This window comes from Pseudomonas sp. RP-B7 (assembly GCF_059803535.1).
Genome location: NZ_JAPFHC010000039.1, coordinates 16761 through 32898, shown reverse-complemented (window position 1 = coordinate 32898; position 16138 = coordinate 16761). Strand labels below are relative to the sequence as shown.

Annotated in this window: 15 protein-coding genes; 7 read left to right on the top strand and 8 right to left on the bottom strand. The window is 62.1% G+C overall.

Going from position 1 to position 16138, the window contains the following annotated elements:
- Positions 1-86: 86 nt before the first annotated feature.
- Genes OPU96_RS25600 through OPU96_RS25590 form a run of 3 tightly spaced genes read right to left on the bottom strand, consistent with a single transcriptional unit; the run spans position 87 to position 3642 of the window.
- The gene (locus tag OPU96_RS25600) at positions 87-359 is read right to left on the bottom strand and encodes an oxidative damage protection protein (RefSeq protein ID WP_192298417.1); all 273 of its coding nucleotides are present in this window, start codon (positions 357-359) and stop codon (positions 87-89) included.
- Positions 356-1423: an A/G-specific adenine glycosylase gene (mutY, locus tag OPU96_RS25595; RefSeq protein WP_192298416.1), complete on the bottom strand. Its 1068-nt coding sequence runs from the start codon at positions 1421-1423 to the stop codon at positions 356-358. The genes OPU96_RS25600 and mutY overlap by 4 nt, the downstream gene beginning before the upstream one ends.
- Complete coding sequence (locus OPU96_RS25590) at positions 1420-3642, bottom strand: AsmA family protein (protein WP_498559928.1); 2223 nt, start codon at positions 3640-3642, stop codon at positions 1420-1422. The genes mutY and OPU96_RS25590 overlap by 4 nt, the downstream gene beginning before the upstream one ends.
- A 326-nt stretch (positions 3643-3968) precedes the next feature.
- Here OPU96_RS25590 and OPU96_RS25585 point away from each other — a divergent pair, with 326 nt between their 5' ends.
- The 7 genes from OPU96_RS25585 (at position 3969) to OPU96_RS25555 (ending at position 9720) form a co-directional block, all read left to right on the top strand.
- Positions 3969-5630, top strand: coding sequence for an OFA family MFS transporter (locus OPU96_RS25585; protein WP_226457622.1), 1662 nt, complete (start codon positions 3969-3971; stop codon positions 5628-5630).
- Between the two features lie 221 nt (positions 5631-5851).
- Positions 5852-6445, top strand: a complete 594-nt coding sequence (gene hisB, locus OPU96_RS25580; protein WP_003218037.1) for an imidazoleglycerol-phosphate dehydratase HisB — start codon at positions 5852-5854, stop codon at positions 6443-6445.
- Complete coding sequence (gene hisH, locus OPU96_RS25575; protein ID WP_226457623.1) at positions 6445-7083, top strand: imidazole glycerol phosphate synthase subunit HisH; 639 nt, start codon at positions 6445-6447, stop codon at positions 7081-7083. The genes hisB and hisH overlap by 1 nt, the downstream gene beginning before the upstream one ends.
- A complete protein-coding gene (locus OPU96_RS25570) occupies positions 7084-7341 on the top strand; it encodes a DUF2164 domain-containing protein (protein WP_498559927.1) in 258 nt (85 codons plus the stop codon). It abuts the gene before it with no gap.
- 39 nt (positions 7342-7380) lie between these two features.
- On the top strand, positions 7381-8118 hold the full coding sequence (gene hisA / locus OPU96_RS25565; RefSeq protein WP_008435688.1) for a 1-(5-phosphoribosyl)-5-[(5-phosphoribosylamino)methylideneamino]imidazole-4-carboxamide isomerase: 738 nt from the start codon (positions 7381-7383) through the stop codon (positions 8116-8118).
- Positions 8119-8127: 9 nt separating this feature from the next.
- Positions 8128-8898, top strand: coding sequence for an imidazole glycerol phosphate synthase subunit HisF (gene hisF, locus OPU96_RS25560; RefSeq protein ID WP_003171107.1), 771 nt, complete (start codon positions 8128-8130; stop codon positions 8896-8898).
- A gap of 66 nt (positions 8899-8964) precedes the next feature.
- Entirely contained in the window at positions 8965-9720 is a 756-nt protein-coding gene (locus OPU96_RS25555) for a substrate-binding periplasmic protein (protein WP_226457624.1), read from the top strand.
- Here OPU96_RS25555 and OPU96_RS25550 read toward each other — a convergent pair.
- The 5 genes from OPU96_RS25550 to OPU96_RS25530 form a co-directional block, all read right to left on the bottom strand.
- Complete coding sequence (locus OPU96_RS25550; RefSeq protein ID WP_498559926.1) at positions 9673-10938, bottom strand: Vps62-related protein; 1266 nt, start codon at positions 10936-10938, stop codon at positions 9673-9675. The genes OPU96_RS25555 and OPU96_RS25550 overlap by 48 nt on opposite strands.
- A 79-nt stretch (positions 10939-11017) precedes the next feature.
- Positions 11018-12607: a trypsin-like serine peptidase gene (locus OPU96_RS25545; protein ID WP_498559925.1), complete on the bottom strand. Its 1590-nt coding sequence runs from the start codon at positions 12605-12607 to the stop codon at positions 11018-11020.
- A 66-nt stretch (positions 12608-12673) separates the two neighbouring features.
- Complete coding sequence (locus OPU96_RS25540) at positions 12674-13459, bottom strand: divergent polysaccharide deacetylase family protein (RefSeq protein ID WP_498559924.1); 786 nt, start codon at positions 13457-13459, stop codon at positions 12674-12676.
- A gap of 1 nt (position 13460) precedes the next feature.
- Entirely contained in the window at positions 13461-14777 is a 1317-nt protein-coding gene (locus tag OPU96_RS25535) for a S41 family peptidase (RefSeq protein WP_192298406.1), read from the bottom strand.
- A gap of 30 nt (positions 14778-14807) precedes the next feature.
- The gene (locus tag OPU96_RS25530) at positions 14808-16103 is read right to left on the bottom strand and encodes a murein hydrolase activator EnvC family protein (RefSeq protein ID WP_192298405.1); all 1296 of its coding nucleotides are present in this window, start codon (positions 16101-16103) and stop codon (positions 14808-14810) included.
- Positions 16104-16138 lie beyond the last annotated feature (35 nt).

The window sequence follows — 16138 nt, the reverse complement described above, 5'->3', positions numbered from 1 at the left end:
GGGTTTTTCAGGGGGTCGTCAAGCAAGTTTTCAAAAAATATTTAATTATTACCGTCGCTTACGTGCCGACCCCGGTTTTTGATCAATTATTGAGCAGGTGGCACGTAGCCGTCGGCCTTGGCGTAATCCTCGCCGGAAAAGAACTTGTCCATCTCGCCTGCCAGGTACTTGCGGTCTTCGGCGTTCATCATGTTCAGGCGTTTTTCGTTGATCAGCAGGGTCTGGTGTTTCAACCAGTCGCCCCAGGCGTTGGCAGAGACATGCTCGTAAATGTCCTGGCCCTTGGCACCTGGGTACGGAGGGCGTTCCAGGCCTGGCAGTTCTTCTTTGTACTTGCGGCACATTACGGTGCGGGTCATGACGACACTCCTGCATTCAAAACATCGGCCGCGCGCTTCAGCAGTTTCTTGACCGGGGCGGCAAGGCCCAGGCGCGGCGGGGTGGCGAGGTTATACCAGAGCCAGTCGGCCTCGGCCACGTGATGGGCGGATTCCTCGACCCGTACCAGCCAGGGTTCGATGGCCAGCTGGAAATGGCTGAAGGTGTGGACCAGCCCCGGCAGTTCCTGTTGCTTGCCCAGTTCGAGCGCGTGCTGGTGGGCGAGGTGTTCCAGGTCTTGCAGGTCGTCCAGTTCCGGCAAGCTCCACAGCCCACCCCAGAGCCCTGTCGATGGGCGGCGGTAAAGCAGGATCGCGCCCTCGGCGTTCGCCAGCATCGGCATCAGCGTGCGCTTCTGCGGGATGGTCTTGCGCGGCTTGGGGATCGGGTAGCGGGTCTCCAGGCCGAGCATGTGGGCTTCGCAGCCTTTTTCCAGCGGGCACAGCAGGCAGCTGGGTTTGCTGCGGGTGCAGAGGGTGGCGCCCATGTCCATCATCGCCTGGGTGTAGGCGTTGACGCGATCATGGGGTGTGAAGCGCTCTGCCGTGGCCCACAGCTGCTTGGCGACCTTGGGTTCGCCCGGGTAGCCCTCTTGCGCGGTAAAGCGTGCCAGCACGCGCTTGACGTTGCCGTCGAGGATCGGTGCGCGCAGGCCCATGCTCAGGCTCGCGATTGCGCCGGCGGTAGACAGGCCGATGCCCGGCAGCTCAGTGAGTTTTTCCACGTCCCGGGGAAACTCGCCGCCATAGTCGGCCACCACAATCTTCGCGGTCTTTTGCAGGTTGCGTGCGCGGGTGTAGTAGCCCAGGCCGGTCCACAAATGCAGCACCTCGTCTTCCGGTGCGGCGGCCAGGGCTTCGACCGTCGGCAGCGAGGCCATGAAACGGTCGAAATAATTCAGCACGGTGCTGACCTGGGTCTGTTGCAGCATGATCTCCGAGACCCACACCCGATAAGGCGTGATGCCCTGTTGCCAGGGCAGGTCGTGGCGACCGTGGCGGTCGTACCAATCCAGCACCGCCGTTGAAAACTGCTCGTTTCTCATCGTTTGAACAGACCTTTGAGCGCGTCTTTGAGCTGCGGGTTGACCTTGTCGAGCTTCTCTTCAAGTTTGTCGCTGAGCTTGTTGCCGGCGGCCTTGATAGCGACCTGGCCGAGGCCGTCCTTGTCCAGGCGGCAAGCCTTGGCGCCGAGTTCCAGCGGGCCACGGCAGCGCAGCGGCACTTCGATCCCCTGGAAGTTGGCGCCCACCTGGCAGGCCGGGTCCGGTACTTCGCGCTGGTCGCCTTCGACGAGGATGCCCACGCGGTAGTCCATGCCCAGCACGCGCAGGTCGATGTCACCGTTGCCGTTGACCGTCAGGCCCGGGATGCGCACTTTCAGGTCCGGGTTACTGGCGACGCCGTTGCGCAAGGTCAGGTTGCCACGCAGTTCCTGGAACGGCGTGTCCTTGCCTTGCGGTGCGCTGCTCAGGGTCTTGCGGTTGAGCAGGGCGATGCCGGTGCACAGCTGTTGTTCGAGGTTGGCGTTGAGCAGCACGCCGTTGTTGATCACAAAGCTGGCGGTGCCGTTGAGGCTGTCGATCAGGGCTTTCTGGCTGTTGCCGCGGCCGCTGAGGTTGCTGTCGAGGGTGACCTGGCCCTTCACCGGCGGCGTTTGCCCCTGGGCTTGCAGGATGCGCTCGACCGGCACTTGCCTGATCTGGCTTTGCAGCGCCAACACAGGAATATCCTGGCGCACGTCAAGGTTGCCGGTTGCCTGGAAGGAGCCGTTGTAGAGGCTGCCGCTCAGGGTGCTGAGCTTGAGTTGGCCGTCGATGCCGGTGGCTTTGAGCACCGCGTTCTGGATCGGCAGCTTGCTCAAGGTCAATTGGCCGAAGGCCAGGTCGGCATTCACGTCCAGCGCGCGCAGGCGTGCCACGGGCAGCAGCTTGTCGGTACTCCAGGCGCCTTTGGTGGGTGCGTCCGGCAGCGGTGTGGTACCACCGGCGGCCATGGCCCCGGCTTCGCTGTCCTGCACTTCGGCCTGGCGTGCGGCGGTTGCGCCTTTGGCGGCTTCGGACTTGGCCGGCAGGTAATTGTCGACGTTGAACGTATCGCCCTTGAGCTGGACCCGCAGCGATTGCTTGGCGAAGTCTTCCACGGCAATGCGCCCGGTGAAGGTGCTGCCATCGACCTTCAGGTTCAGGTCGTCGAGGACCACGCTGGTGGGCGTACCCGCCAGGCGGCTGACCAGCTCGACCTTGCTCAGGCTGCCCTCGGCCATCGCTGGCAATGGGTTGCCCACGCTGTCGAGAAACTTGGCCAGGTCAAATTGGGCGATGGACAGGGCGCCGTTCAGTTGGGCTGTCTTGTCCAGGTCGTTGACCTTCAGCTCGCCCAGGGCGCGCAATTGGTTGGCCGACAGTTTCAAGTTGGTCCATTCGGCGATGTTCGCCGCCAAGTCCACCAAAATCTGCCCTTGGGTGGAGAACGTCACGGTCTTGCCTTGCAGCGGCTCGCCGGTGGCCTCGCCGCTCAGGCGCATGTCTTCGAACTGGTAGCGCTTGAGCGCACGTTGGATGCGCAGGTTGCCATTGAGCTCGGTCTTGACGCGCATCACTGGCTGGTTGCTGCCGAAGAATGCGGTGAGCTTCACCGGAATGCTCGCGCCATCGTGAATCGCACCGGCGCTCAGCTGGATACTTTCAGCACTGAATTGCTTGCCGGTCTGCTCGTCGTTGTATTCCACGCGGGCGTTGTTGATGGTCAGGCTGTCGATGTCCAGGCGGATCGGCTGCGGCGGCTTCTCCGGCTTGGCCTCGGCAGCCGGCTCGGCAGGCGCGGGCGCAGTGGCAGGCGCTTCGGTGCTGGCGACCGGTACGGTCTTGCCGATGTCTTCCCAGTTGCCGTGGCCCTGCTTGTCGCGGTTGAGGCGCAGGTTCAGGCCTTCGACGCGCACATCGCTCATCTGCACTTCGCGGCGCAGCAGCGGCAGCACGCGCACCGACAGGCCGAGCATTTGCAGGTCGGCGAACGGTTGTGTCGGAGTGGTCAGGGTCGCCACGCTGGCTTCGTGCAGCTCAAGGCCGAGCCAGGGGAACAGGCTCCAGCCGATGTCGCCATTGAGCGTCAGCTCGATGTGGGCCTTGTCGCGGGCAATCTGGCGGATCTCGTCTTTATAGTCGTTGGGATCGAAGAGGTGGGTCAGGGCAAAGCCCAGCGCCACAATGATCAGCAACAGCCCGAGAAGTACCAGACCCAGGATTTTGCCGAACGCTTTCATGGGCGAGTCCTTGTATGTCGAGATTAAAATTTAGCCGAAGAGTATACCGCCGGTAACCGTACGTCAGTTCGCCGATCGTTACATTGTATCCACGCCCAGCAAAACGGGATTTTGGCGTCAAATAAAACAGATAACCCGAAAAAGGTGATGTCAGTTTGGTTTTTCTGGCATTCACAGGTGCTAATCTGCGCGGGTTCGTCTGCCTTCTGCGACACAACGTCGCGCATCAAATGGAGCTTGACTCAAAACAACGGCCAACGCTTTGCGTGCAAGGCCGAGGGAGAGAGCGCCTGACGAACACATACTAACAACTGGGGGAAACACCAATGAGCACAAGCACTGCGGCAGCTTTAACTGCCGCACAGCCTGCGTTCCTGTCCAAGGAGCGCATCATCGCCAAGCCGGGCTTCAACCGCTGGCTGGTCCCGCCGGCCGCGCTGGCTATCCACCTGTGCATCGGCATGGCCTACGGTTTTTCGGTGTTCTGGCTGCCGTTGTCGAAGGCGCTGGGGATCACCAAGCCGTTGGCCTGCGCGCCGGACATGAGCTTTATCGCACAAGTCTTCTCGTCCCAATGCGACTGGCCCATTTCCATGCTGGGCTGGATCTACACCCTGTTCTTCATTTTCCTGGGCTGCTCGGCAGCGATCTGGGGCGGCTGGCTGGAACATGCCGGGCCTCGCAAGGCCGGTGTCGTATCGGCGCTGTGCTGGTGTGGCGGCCTGCTGATCTCGGCGTTGGGTATCTACACCCACCAGATCTGGCTGATGTGGATCGGTTCCGGCGTGATTGGCGGCATTGGCCTGGGCCTGGGCTACATCTCGCCCGTGTCGACCCTGATCAAGTGGTTCCCGGACAAGCGCGGCATGGCGACCGGCATGGCGATCATGGGTTTCGGCGGCGGCGCGATGGTGGGCGCCCCGTTGGCGGCAGCCTTGATGGGCCACTTCGCCACGCCCGACAGCGTGGGGGTATGGCAGAGCTTCCTGGTGATGGCCGCGATCTATTTCGTGTTCATGATCGGCGGTGCCTTGTCCTACCGCGTACCGCCGACCGGCTGGAAGCCTGAGGGCTGGACCGCGCCGGCGAAAAAAGCCAGCAATGCGATGATCACCCACCGTCACGTGCACGTGAATGTGGCGTGGAAGACCCCGCAATTCCGTCTGGTGTGGCTGGTGCTGTGCCTGAACGTGTCTGCCGGTATCGGTATCCTTGGCATGGCTTCGCCACTGCTGCAGGAAGTGTTCGGCGGCAAATTGCTGGGCGTGGATGTGCCGTTCGGCCAGCTGGATGCGGGTCAACTGGCGTCCATCGCCGCCATCGCGGCGGGCTTCACCGGGCTGTTGAGCTTGTTCAACATCGGTGGCCGGTTCTTCTGGGCGTCGTTCTCCGACTACCTGGGCCGTAAAAATACCTACTTCGTGTTTTTCGCCCTGGGCTTTGCCCTGTACGCGCTGATCCCGAACCTGGGGCACCTGGGCAACGTGGCGCTGTTTGTGGCGGCGTTCTGCATCATCCTGTCGATGTACGGCGGTGGCTTTGCGACGGTTCCGGCTTACCTAGCCGACTTGTTCGGTACGCAGATGGTCGGCGCGATCCACGGTCGCCTGCTGACCGCATGGGCTGCGGCGGGCGTATTGGGCCCGGTGCTGGTGAACTACCTGCGTGAATATCAACTGAGCATCGGCGTTGAACGTGCCGCGGCCTACGACATCACCTTGTATATCCTCGCCGGCCTGCTGGTGCTGGGGTTTGTCTGCAACATGCTGGTCCGCCCGGTGGCGGACAAGTACTTCATGACCGATGCCGAACTGGCGGCCGAGCAGGCGCTGGGGCATGACAAAGGCGCGGACGCCACCACTTCCCTGGAATGGAAAGCGGCGCCCGGCACCGTGCCATTGGCGATTGCCGCGTGGCTGGTGGTCGGTATTCCGTTGGCGTGGGGTGTGTGGGTGACCCTGCAGAAGACGGCGGTACTGTTCCACTAATACCGCAAAAACCCTGTGGGAGCTGGCTCGCCCGCGATAGCATCACCTCGGTCTGTCTGAGTGACTGAGGTGCCCGCATCGCAGGCAAGCCAGCTCCCACAGTTGTATGCACATGTCTATCCTCGACACTCCATCAGTCTTATCCCCTCCGATGTTTCTGTTTGGCGCCCGCGCCCCTATAATGGCTGCCTTTTTCGCCCAATGATTTTGCGGAGCTGGTGATGGCCGAACGTAAGGCGTCCGTCGAGCGCGACACTCTGGAAACCCAGATCAAAGCCTCGATCAACCTGGATGGCACCGGAAAGGCCCGATTTGATATCGGTGTACCTTTTCTTGAGCACATGCTGGACCAGATCGCCCGTCACGGGCTGATCGACCTGGATATCGTCAGTAAGGGCGACCTGCACATCGACGACCACCACACGGTGGAAGACGTTGGCATCACCCTCGGCCAGGCATTTGCCAAGGCCATCGGCGACAAGAAAGGCATCCGTCGCTACGGCCACGCCTATGTCCCGCTGGACGAAGCGCTGTCGCGTGTGGTCATCGACTTCTCCGGCCGCCCAGGCCTGCAGATGCACGTGCCCTACACCCGCGCCACCGTGGGCGGTTTTGACGTCGACCTGTTCCAGGAATTCTTCCAGGGTTTCGTCAACCACGCACTTGTCAGCCTGCACATCGACAACCTGCGCGGCACCAACACCCACCACCAGATCGAAACCGTGTTCAAGGCTTTCGGCCGCGCCCTGCGCATGGCCGTGGAGCTGGATGATCGCATGGCCGGGCAAATGCCCTCGACCAAGGGCGTCCTGTAATGCAGACGGTCGCGGTTATCGATTACGGCATGGGTAACCTGCACTCGGTGGCCAAGGCCCTCGAACACGTAGGTGCCGGCAAGGTGCTGATCACCAGCGATGCAGACGTGATTCGCGAAGCCGACCGGGTGGTATTCCCCGGCGTTGGCGCGATTCGCGATTGCATGGCCGAGATCCGCCGCCTGGGCTTCGACAGCCTGGTGCGTGAAGTCAGCCAGGACCGTCCGTTCCTCGGCATCTGTGTGGGCATGCAAGCCTTGCTCGATCGCAGTGAAGAGAACGATGGCGTCGACTGCATCGGGCTGTTCCCGGGCCAGGTGAAGTTCTTCGGCAAGGACCTGCATGAAGACGGCGCACACCTCAAAGTGCCGCACATGGGCTGGAACGAGGTCAGCCAGACCGTCGACCACCCGCTGTGGCACGACATCCCGGACCTGGCGCGTTTCTACTTCGTGCACAGCTACTACATCGCCGCCGGTAACCCGGGCCAGGTGGTGGGTGGCGGGCACTACGGCGTCGACTTCGCCGCCGCGCTGGCCGAAGGTTCGCGCTTTGCCGTGCAGTTCCACCCGGAGAAGAGCCATACCCATGGCCTGCAATTGCTGCAGAACTTCGCCACCTGGAACGGAAGCTGGTAAATGGCCAAGAAGCCGAAGTTGCCGCTCTTGAACCTCACGCTCGAACAGGAGAGTGAGGCTACCCTCAAGATCAAGCGGTTCATGGAAGATCGCTTCGAGCTGAAGCTGGGTTCGTTCGAGGTCGCCGAGATCCTCGAACTGTTCACCACCGAAGTTGCTCCGCACTATTACAACAGGGCGATTTTCGACGCACAGACGCTGCTCAAAGAGCGCTTCGAAAGCATCGAAAGCGACCTGTGGTCGCTTGAGAAACCCTGATTTCCCAAGCATTGCTGAATATCGAATAAGGTTTGCCAGATGCTGATTATCCCCGCTATCGATCTCAAGGACGGCGCCTGCGTACGTCTGCGCCAAGGCCGTATGGAAGACTCCACCGTGTTCTCCGATGATCCGGTGAGCATGGCTGCCAAATGGGTGGAAGGGGGCTGCCGTCGTCTGCATCTGGTGGACCTGAACGGCGCCTTTGAAGGCCAGCCGGTGAACGGTGAAGTGGTCACGGCGATCGCCAAGCGCTACCCGAACCTGCCGATCCAGATCGGTGGCGGTATCCGTTCCCTGGAAACCATCGAGCACTACGTCAAGGCCGGCGTGAGCTACGTGATCATCGGCACCAAGGCCGTCAAAGACCCGGCCTTCGTCGCCGAAGCCTGCCGCGCGTTCCCGGGCAAAGTGATCGTGGGCCTGGACGCCAAGGACGGTTTCGTCGCCACCGACGGCTGGGCTGAAATCAGCACGGTGCAGGTGATCGACCTGGCCAAGCAGTTCGAAGCCGACGGCGTTTCTGCCATCGTTTATACCGACATCGCCAAAGACGGCATGATGCAGGGCTGCAACGTGCCGTTCACTGCGGCGCTGGCTGCGGCGACCAGAATCCCGGTGATCGCTTCGGGCGGCATTCACAACCTGGGTGACATCAAGTCGCTGCTGGACGCCAAGGCGCCCGGCATCATCGGCGCCATCACCGGCCGCGCGATCTACGAGGGTACCCTGGACGTCGCCGAAGCCCAGGCTTACTGCGACGCCTATAACGGCTGAGGACTGACCATGGCGCTGGCCAAACGCATCATCCCTTGCCTGGACGTCGACAACGGTCGCGTGGTCAAGGGCGTCAAGTTCGAAAACATCCGTGACGCCGGCGACCCGGTGGAAATCGCCCGTCGCTACGATGAGCAAGGTGCCGACGAGATTACCTTTCTCGACATCACCGCCAGCGTCGACGGTCGCGACACCACGTTGCATACCGTCGAGCGCATGGCCAGCCAGGTGTTCATCCCGCTGACCGTGGGCGGTGGCGTGCGTACCGTGCAAGACATCCGCAACCTGCTCAATGCTGGTGCGGACAAGGTTTCGATCAACACCGCCGCCGTGTTCAACCCGGAGTTCGTCGGCGAAGCCGCGCAGCACTTCGGCTCGCAATGCATCGTGGTGGCCATCGACGCCAAGAAAGTCTCCGGCCCGGGCGAAACCCCGCGCTGGGAGATCTTCACCCACGGCGGTCGCAAGCCGACCGGCCTGGACGCGGTGGAGTGGGCGATGAAAATGGAAGGCCTGGGCGCCGGTGAAATCCTGCTGACCAGCATGGACCAGGACGGCATGAAAAACGGCTTCGACCTGGGCGTAACCCGCGCCATCAGCGATGCGTTGGGTATCCCGGTGATCGCCTCCGGCGGTGTCGGCAACCTGCAACATCTGGCCGACGGTGTCATCGAAGGCCATGCCAGTGCGGTACTGGCGGCGAGTATTTTCCACTTTGGCGAATACACCGTTCCCGAGGCCAAGGCCTACATGGCGGCGCGCGGTATCGTCGTTCGCTAAACGCTGCTGGACACCATGGCAGGCGCGGGGCACTCTCTGCGCTTGCCATGGATTCCGGTAACCTTCATGTTCAAAGATCTTCTGCTCGTCCTCGCCAGTACCTCCATTCTTTTGGCGGGTTCTGTCCACGCCGAGGAGCCGTCCGACACCTCCCTGGTGCTGCTGACGGAAAACTTCCCGCCGTACAACATGGCGAAGAACGGCAAGAACTTCGCCAAGGAAGAGAACATCGAAGGCATTGCCGTGGACATCGTCCGCGAGACCTTCAAGCGTGCCGGCATTTCCTACAACCTGACCCTGCGTTTTCCTTGGGAGCGCATCTACAAGCTCGCCCTGGAAAAACCCGGCTACGGCGTATTCGTGATGGCTCGCCTGCCGGACCGCGAGTCCCTGTTCAAATGGGTCGGCCCCATCGGCCCGGACGATTGGGTGCTGCTGGCCAAGGCCGACAGCACGATCCAACTGACTGACCTCGAACATGCGCGCCGTTACAGGATCGGCGCATACAAGGGCGATGCCATTGCCCAGACCCTGGAGAAGCAGGGCCTCAACCCGGTAGTGGTATTGCGCGACCAGGACAATGCGCAAAAGCTGCTGGATGGTCAGATCGACCTGTGGGCCACCGGCGATCCCGCCGGGCGCTACCTCGCCCGCCAGGTGGGCGTCACCGGCCTCAAGACCGTGCTGCGCTTCAACAGTGCGCAGTTGTACCTGGCGCTCAACAAGCAAGTGCCGGACGAGGTGGTGCTCAAGCTGCAGGCGACGCTCGATCAGCTACGGCGCGACGGTCTCATCGACGAGATCATGGCTCGCTACCTCTAGCGCGGCTTGCGTCACCGCCGGCGGCGATTCTTCGCGGGGAAATTCACTCATATAGATTTGATCGCCGCTGGTGTAGCTGACGGTGGTCGACACCTGGCTGCCGTCCTGGCGCAGCAAGCGGTATTCGCTCTGGATCAGGTAAGCGGCGACCGCCTTGTTGGCGGGAACGTAGGTGATGATGTCCAGCGACGAGGCTTGATTCCAGCCCTTGGCCGAACGTTGGGTGTGGGTGAAGTCCTGTTCCAGATGCGCCGAGAAATTCAATTCGAATACACGGTATTTGGGTGGCCATTCGCTGCACAGGTCGACGCAGGTTGTCGCGGCCAGGGCCCTGGAATGGTTGCCTGTTTCGCCCTTGTTGGCGGTCCACATGAACGGTTGGCTGGTGTCGGTGGTGTTGTGGCCGAAGCCGGCGAACAGATGGCGGTCGGTGCGTTCCAGGCGGTAGGTCGGTGAGGACAGCAGTTGTTCGATGGCATTCAACTCCGGGTCTTTGACGCTGAACCACGGCAGCAGGCACACATGGGTCGTGGGCGTGGTTGCGGCCTCGTCGGGGCCGGCGTAACTGGTGAGGACCGGCGGTGGCGTGGTTTCGCGCAGTGGCGCGCTGAGGGGCAAGCGCAGTGCGTAGGTCGGCTCGGTGGGCCGGGTGTAGCGTGCGTTGGCGACGAACGTCCCGGGCGCCAGGTTGATCTCGCCGGGCGCTGCGTCCGGCACTCTGATCGACCAGGCGCTGAAGTCCCGAGAGGCGCCACTGCCTTCGTCGCTCCAGATCAAATCGCCGGGCTGGGCGCTCGTCACCAGGTCGGCGCGCACGCAGCGTACGGCATTGCTCGAAGGTTTTTCATAACCTACGCCGCACACCAGGCCCATAGCTACATAGCCTTCAGGTGGCAGCGGCCGCCAGATGGAAAAATCGTTTCGTGCACCCGAGCCTGCATCCTTCCACACTTGCTCATAGTCTGCCGGCGGGCGCAGTGCGGTGCCATTGACCTTGTTGGCATCGCTGACCACGGCGACGATCTTGCGTTGATTGATGTTGCGATAGCTGCCGGTGGCGATGTCACCCAGTGGGAAAAACTGACTGAGGGCGTCGGATGTCGTGCTGGGCCGCCACAGGCCGATGGCGCGGTGGGCGCCTGACCCCTTGTCGTTCCACAGCGGCAGGAACTCGCAGGTAAAGCTGATGAGCAGGTCGTTGAATTGCAGCGGATTCATGGGGAATCTCTCCAGTTGATTGGAGGGGGCACTATCGGTCAATCCCGGCGGCGTCCAGCGGTAGCTATGTAGGGTGCATTCAGCGCGGCTTGAGCAGATCGACCCGCAGGGTTGAAGGTTGGTCGGCCTGGTCGAATGCATACGTGCAAATCTTGATTGGCGTGTTTCTGACGCTGATCAGTTGGGCGAACTTTTCCGTCTGCATCCCAGGGAAGTCATTGAGGGGCCGCACCAGGTCAATGGGCTCGTCCTCGTCCACTTCGGTGAGCAATGGCGGGGGTGGGATTGGCAAGTAGGCGGCAGGACGCAGGCAATCGGTGGTCGCGGCCGGGCCATATTTGTAGGTGTAGCGATGCATGAATGGCGAGGCCAGGTTCCAGATCACGGTGTAGGCCCCCAGGCCATGTTTGTCGAGGCTGATCGTCAGGTTGGGCGTGCGCGCCGGCCCGGGTTCGGCGAGTTCGACGGCCAGGGTCAACGCGTTGCGCATCATGCCGTTGGTCACAGGTTGTTCGGCGGAAGCTACGCCGACGATGCACAGCATCTGCATGCCGGTCTGTGGGCCGATGGCATCGTTGATGTGGGCGTTTTCGGCGTTGATGGGCGAGCTGTAGTGCACCGGGTTTTCGCAGTCAATCGCACGGCGTGTGGTCTTGTAGCGGTAGAACGGGGTGTTGGTGGTGAAGGCCAGGTTCCAGCGCGGCACGATGTCCTTGCCTTTGGTGCCAGGCTGCTTGATGAAGTACTGCTGGATCGGCTCCGGATTTTTGAAGGTGATCGTGGTTGTCGGGAAGAGGTCGCAGTACTCGCTGTCGGGTTTCAATACCCCGGCCGCGAAGCAGCGGTTGAGGAACGTCACCGGGCTGCCATAGTTGGTCTCGGCGTGCCAGGAGGCTTGGCCTTGGTTGACTTCGCACGGCGCGTCCCGCTGGCATTTGCGCTCCTCGGGTTGGCCGCTGGTGCTGGTGCTGAGAATGCCGAACACGGTGTTGGTTGCACGGTCGAGCAGAGGCCCGCCAAAGCTGCCGCGCATGATGCCCGGGCATTGGTTTTTCAGGGTGACGCGCCATACGAACGGTTGCTCCACCAGCTCTTGGGAGCTTTGCTGGACGCATGCGCCGAGGTGCAGGGTGTCCCATTCCGGAGCGGTCAGGGCAAGGATGTCATTGCCATCGGCAGGGACTTCTTCGGCGAGTTTGAGTGGGTTGATTCCGGCCTTGAGCAAGGCCGCCAGTGAAGTCTGCAATTCGATAATGGCCAGGTCCATGCCTTGGCTACTGCCCCATTTCAGGGTCTTGAGCGAATAGGTCTTGATCGACTCCAGGGTGTCGTCGAAGTAGTTGAAGCTGATGCTGCCTTTGATCGGCAGGTCCTTTTGCACTGCGCCGTTGAGGCGGTGCAGGCAATGGCTGCTGGTGAGTACGTAGGCCGGGCCGGATTTTCCGGCGGCGTCGCGGGTGTCCAGCAACGTAGCCGTACACAGGGTCTGGGCTTCGTTGCGAATACGGCCGACGCCATTCCAGTGGTCGTGTTCATGGCGCGCGTTGCTGAGCATGCGTGCGGGGCTGCTGTTTGGCAGGCCTTCGCCGAAATCCCGCGGTGCAGCTGTGAGTGATCCGGTGAGGCTGCCGAGCAGCAGGGCGCAGAGTGTGAGGTGGGTGATGTTCATGAAGTGTCCTGTAAGCGTGAACCTAAAGGCGCACTATTCAGGACCGGGGTTGGGGGTGGGTGGTACTTACCTAGCTGCGGGACGGTAGGTGCCGTCCTTGCCATGCCCGGCCATCGCCTGGTTGCTGCGTAGGCTGATCATCAGCTTGATGTCGATCCAGTCCACGCCCTGGGCCTTGAGCTTGGGCAATTCACGCTCGAGTACCGCCAGGGTCTGCGGGTACGGGTGGCCGATCATCACTGCCGAGCCTTGTTTGTGGGCCAGCTTGATTGCGGTCTGCAGTTGCGCGGTGATCGCCGCTTCGGTGCGTTCGTCATCCAGGAACACGTCGCGGGAAACGCTGGCCAGGCCGATCTTCTGCGCTTGGGCGGCGGCCACCGTCTGCGCGCTGGTACGGCTGTCGACAAAGAACTTGTTGCGCCGTTGCAGCTCATCCATCAACCAGGCCATGGCTGCCGGTTGCGCGGTCATGCGGCTACCCATGTGGTTGTTGATGCCGGCGGTGTAGGGTACGGCCTTGAACGCGGCGTCCAGGCGCTTGCCAAGCTCTTCGATGGGCAGCTCGGGGTGCCAGGCGAACGGGCCGGTGGCCGGGTCCATGGGCATGTGCAGGATCACGATCTTGCCGGCCTTGTGCGCCTCGCGGGCGAATTCGGCGGCGTGGGGCGTGTCGGGCATGATCGCGGTGGTTACCGGGCCGGGCAGGGCCAATACACGGCGATCCCTGGGCAGGTTTTGCCCGAGGTCGTCGATGATGAGGGTCAGGTAGGCTTTGGGCGGCGCGCCGGCAGGGGCCGCTTGCGCGACGCCTGCCAGGCTGCACAGCACAGCGATGATCAGGGCAAAACGCATATCAACGGCTGCGGGTGATGCTCAAGCCCTTGAGCAGGCTCAGCGCCTGGGCCAGTTGGTAGTCATCGTCCTGCGGCATCGGCTTGGCTTTGACGCCGCTGCCACTAGGCTTGTCGGCACCGCCGTTGCCATTGCCCAGGTGACCTTGCAGGTCGGCCTCCTTGTAGTACTCGCCGTCGGCCTCGTTGGTGATCTTGGCCTTGCGTACTTCGATGTCCGGCACGATGCCCTGGGCCTGGATCGAGCGACCGTTCGGCGTGTAGTACAGCGCGGTGGTGATCTTCAGGGCGCGGTCGTTGTTCAGCGGCAACACGGTTTGCACCGAGCCCTTGCCGAAGCTGGTGGTGCCCATCAGCACGCCGCGCTTCTGGTCTTGCAGGGCGCCGGCGACGATTTCCGAGGCCGAGGCGCTGCCGCCGTTGATCAGCACGGCCAAGGGCACGCCTTCGCTGAGGTCGTTGCCCGTGGCCGAGAAACGCAGCTCGGAGTTGGCGATACGGCCCTTGGTGTACACAATCAGGCCCTTGGTGATGAAGTGGTCGACCACTTCCACCGCCGCCTGCAACACGCCACCGGGGTTGTTGCGCAGGTCGAGCACGATGCCGTTGAGCTTCTTGCCGTTGTCCTTGCGCAGCTTGGCCAGGGCCTTGGCCACTTCGTCGCCGGTCTTGACCTGGAACTGCGTGATGCGGATGTAGCCGTAGCCCGACTCCAGCAACTGGCTCTTCACGCTCTTGACCGTGATGGTCGCGCGGGTCAGCGTCACGTCGAATGGCGCACCGCCGTCGCGCACCAGGGTCAGGGTGATTTTCTGGCCGATCTTGCCGCGCATCTTGTCGACGGCTTCGGTCATGGTCTGGCCGCGGGTAGGCTGGCCATTGATCTTGACGATGAAGTCGCCGGCCTGGATGCCGGCCTTGGACGCCGGGGTGTCATCGATGGGCGAGACGACCTTGACGTTGCCGTCTTCGGCGCCGACTTCGATGCCCAGGCCGCCGAATTCACCGCTGGTGCTTTCCTGCAGCTCGGCGAAATCTTCCGGGCCCAGGTAGGCGGAGTGCGGGTCGAGGTTGCTGAGCATGCCCTTGATGGCATTCTCCAGCAGGGTCTTGTCGTCTACGGGGTCGACATAGGCTGCCTTGATCCGGTCCATGACCTCGGCGAAGGTGCGCAGCTCGTCCAGCGGCAACGGCGCCTTGGTGGTCGCGGCCGAGGCGGCAGGTGCAGCCGGTGCGGCCTGGTCGGCGAAAGCCAGAGGCGCGCCGATCACCAGGGCGATCGTCAGAGCCAGCGAAGTGAGGCGGGACAAATGCAGCATGTCGAACGAACTCCTAATGTAGGTGCGGCCCTATCCTTGGGAACGGCACCATTGTGCAGGATCGCTCGGGCGACCCTGCTGACGAATAGCGAAGTACAGCGCCGGGGTGTCCTGGCCACCACTGTTACCGACAGTGGAGATGGATTCACCGGCTTTTACAACATCACCTGCCGACTTGAGTAATGTCTGATTGTGGCCATAAAGGCTCAAATAGCCATTACCGTGATCCAAAATCACCAACAAACCGGCGCCCCGCAGCCAATCGGCAAACACCACGCGCCCACCGTGAACGGCATGCACCTGGCTACCGGCGGAGGCGCTGATCATCACGCCGTCCCACTTGGCACGGGTGTCATCACCACGGGTTTCCCCAAAGCGTGCCAGTAATCGACCATCAACAGGCCATGGAAGTTTGCCGCGGGCTGAAGCAAAAGGACCGCCGAAGTTCTCGCCGGCGCTGGAAACCAGTGGGCCAGGGGCTGCATGCGCCGGTTTACGCGGCGCTGGGGCGTCCGAGCTGGCGGCCAGCTCGGCCTCACGCTGGCGCTTTTTTTCGGCTTCCTGCTGGGCGATCAGCGCTTTTTGCCGCGCTTCTTCAGCCTCGCGTGCCTGGCGCGCTAGGGTTTCTTCAATGGTCTTGAGCACTTTGGCCAGGTCGGCCTGGTCCTGCTCGCGGGCCTGCAGCTTGGCGTCGCGGGCTTTTACGTCGTCATTGAGCTTGGCCAAGGCCAGCTGGCGTTCCTTGCGCACCTGCTCCAGTTGGTCGCGCTGGGTGTCCAGGGCGGTTTTCTGGTCAAGCAGCTGCGATTGCTGGTCGGCAATTTCCTGTTCGACGTTGGCCAGTTGGCGCAGGGTTTCGTTGAAACCCTTCAATTGCGCGAGGCGCGCCTGGCTCAGGTAGTCGTAATAGGTGAGGGTGCGCGCAAATTTTTCCGGATTCTGCTGGTTGAGCAGCAGCTTGAGGTATTCCTGGCGGCCGCTTTGGTAGGCGGCACGGGCCTGGATCGCGATCAGGCGTTGCTGTTCAACGCGGGCGCCCTGGAGTTTTTTTTTCTCAGCGTCGAGTCGCTCCAGTTCCGACTCGCTCTTCTTTAGTTCTTTTTGCAGCTCCTGGACTTGCTTCTCCAGCTTGCCCATCTCGGTCTCTGTGCCGCGCAGGTCTTTCTGCACCCCGGATTTTTCTTCCTGGAGCTTGCCGAGCAGCTTTTTCAGCTCGGTAATGTCCTGACGCGTGGCGTCCAACTGTTGTTGGGTTTGTGCGCGCTCATCGGCAAACGCCGGTTGGAGCAGGCAGGCAAGGGCAAGGGTAATCAGGGCGCGAAGCATAGAGGCGGGCGACACCAGGGAAATGGACGGCCTAG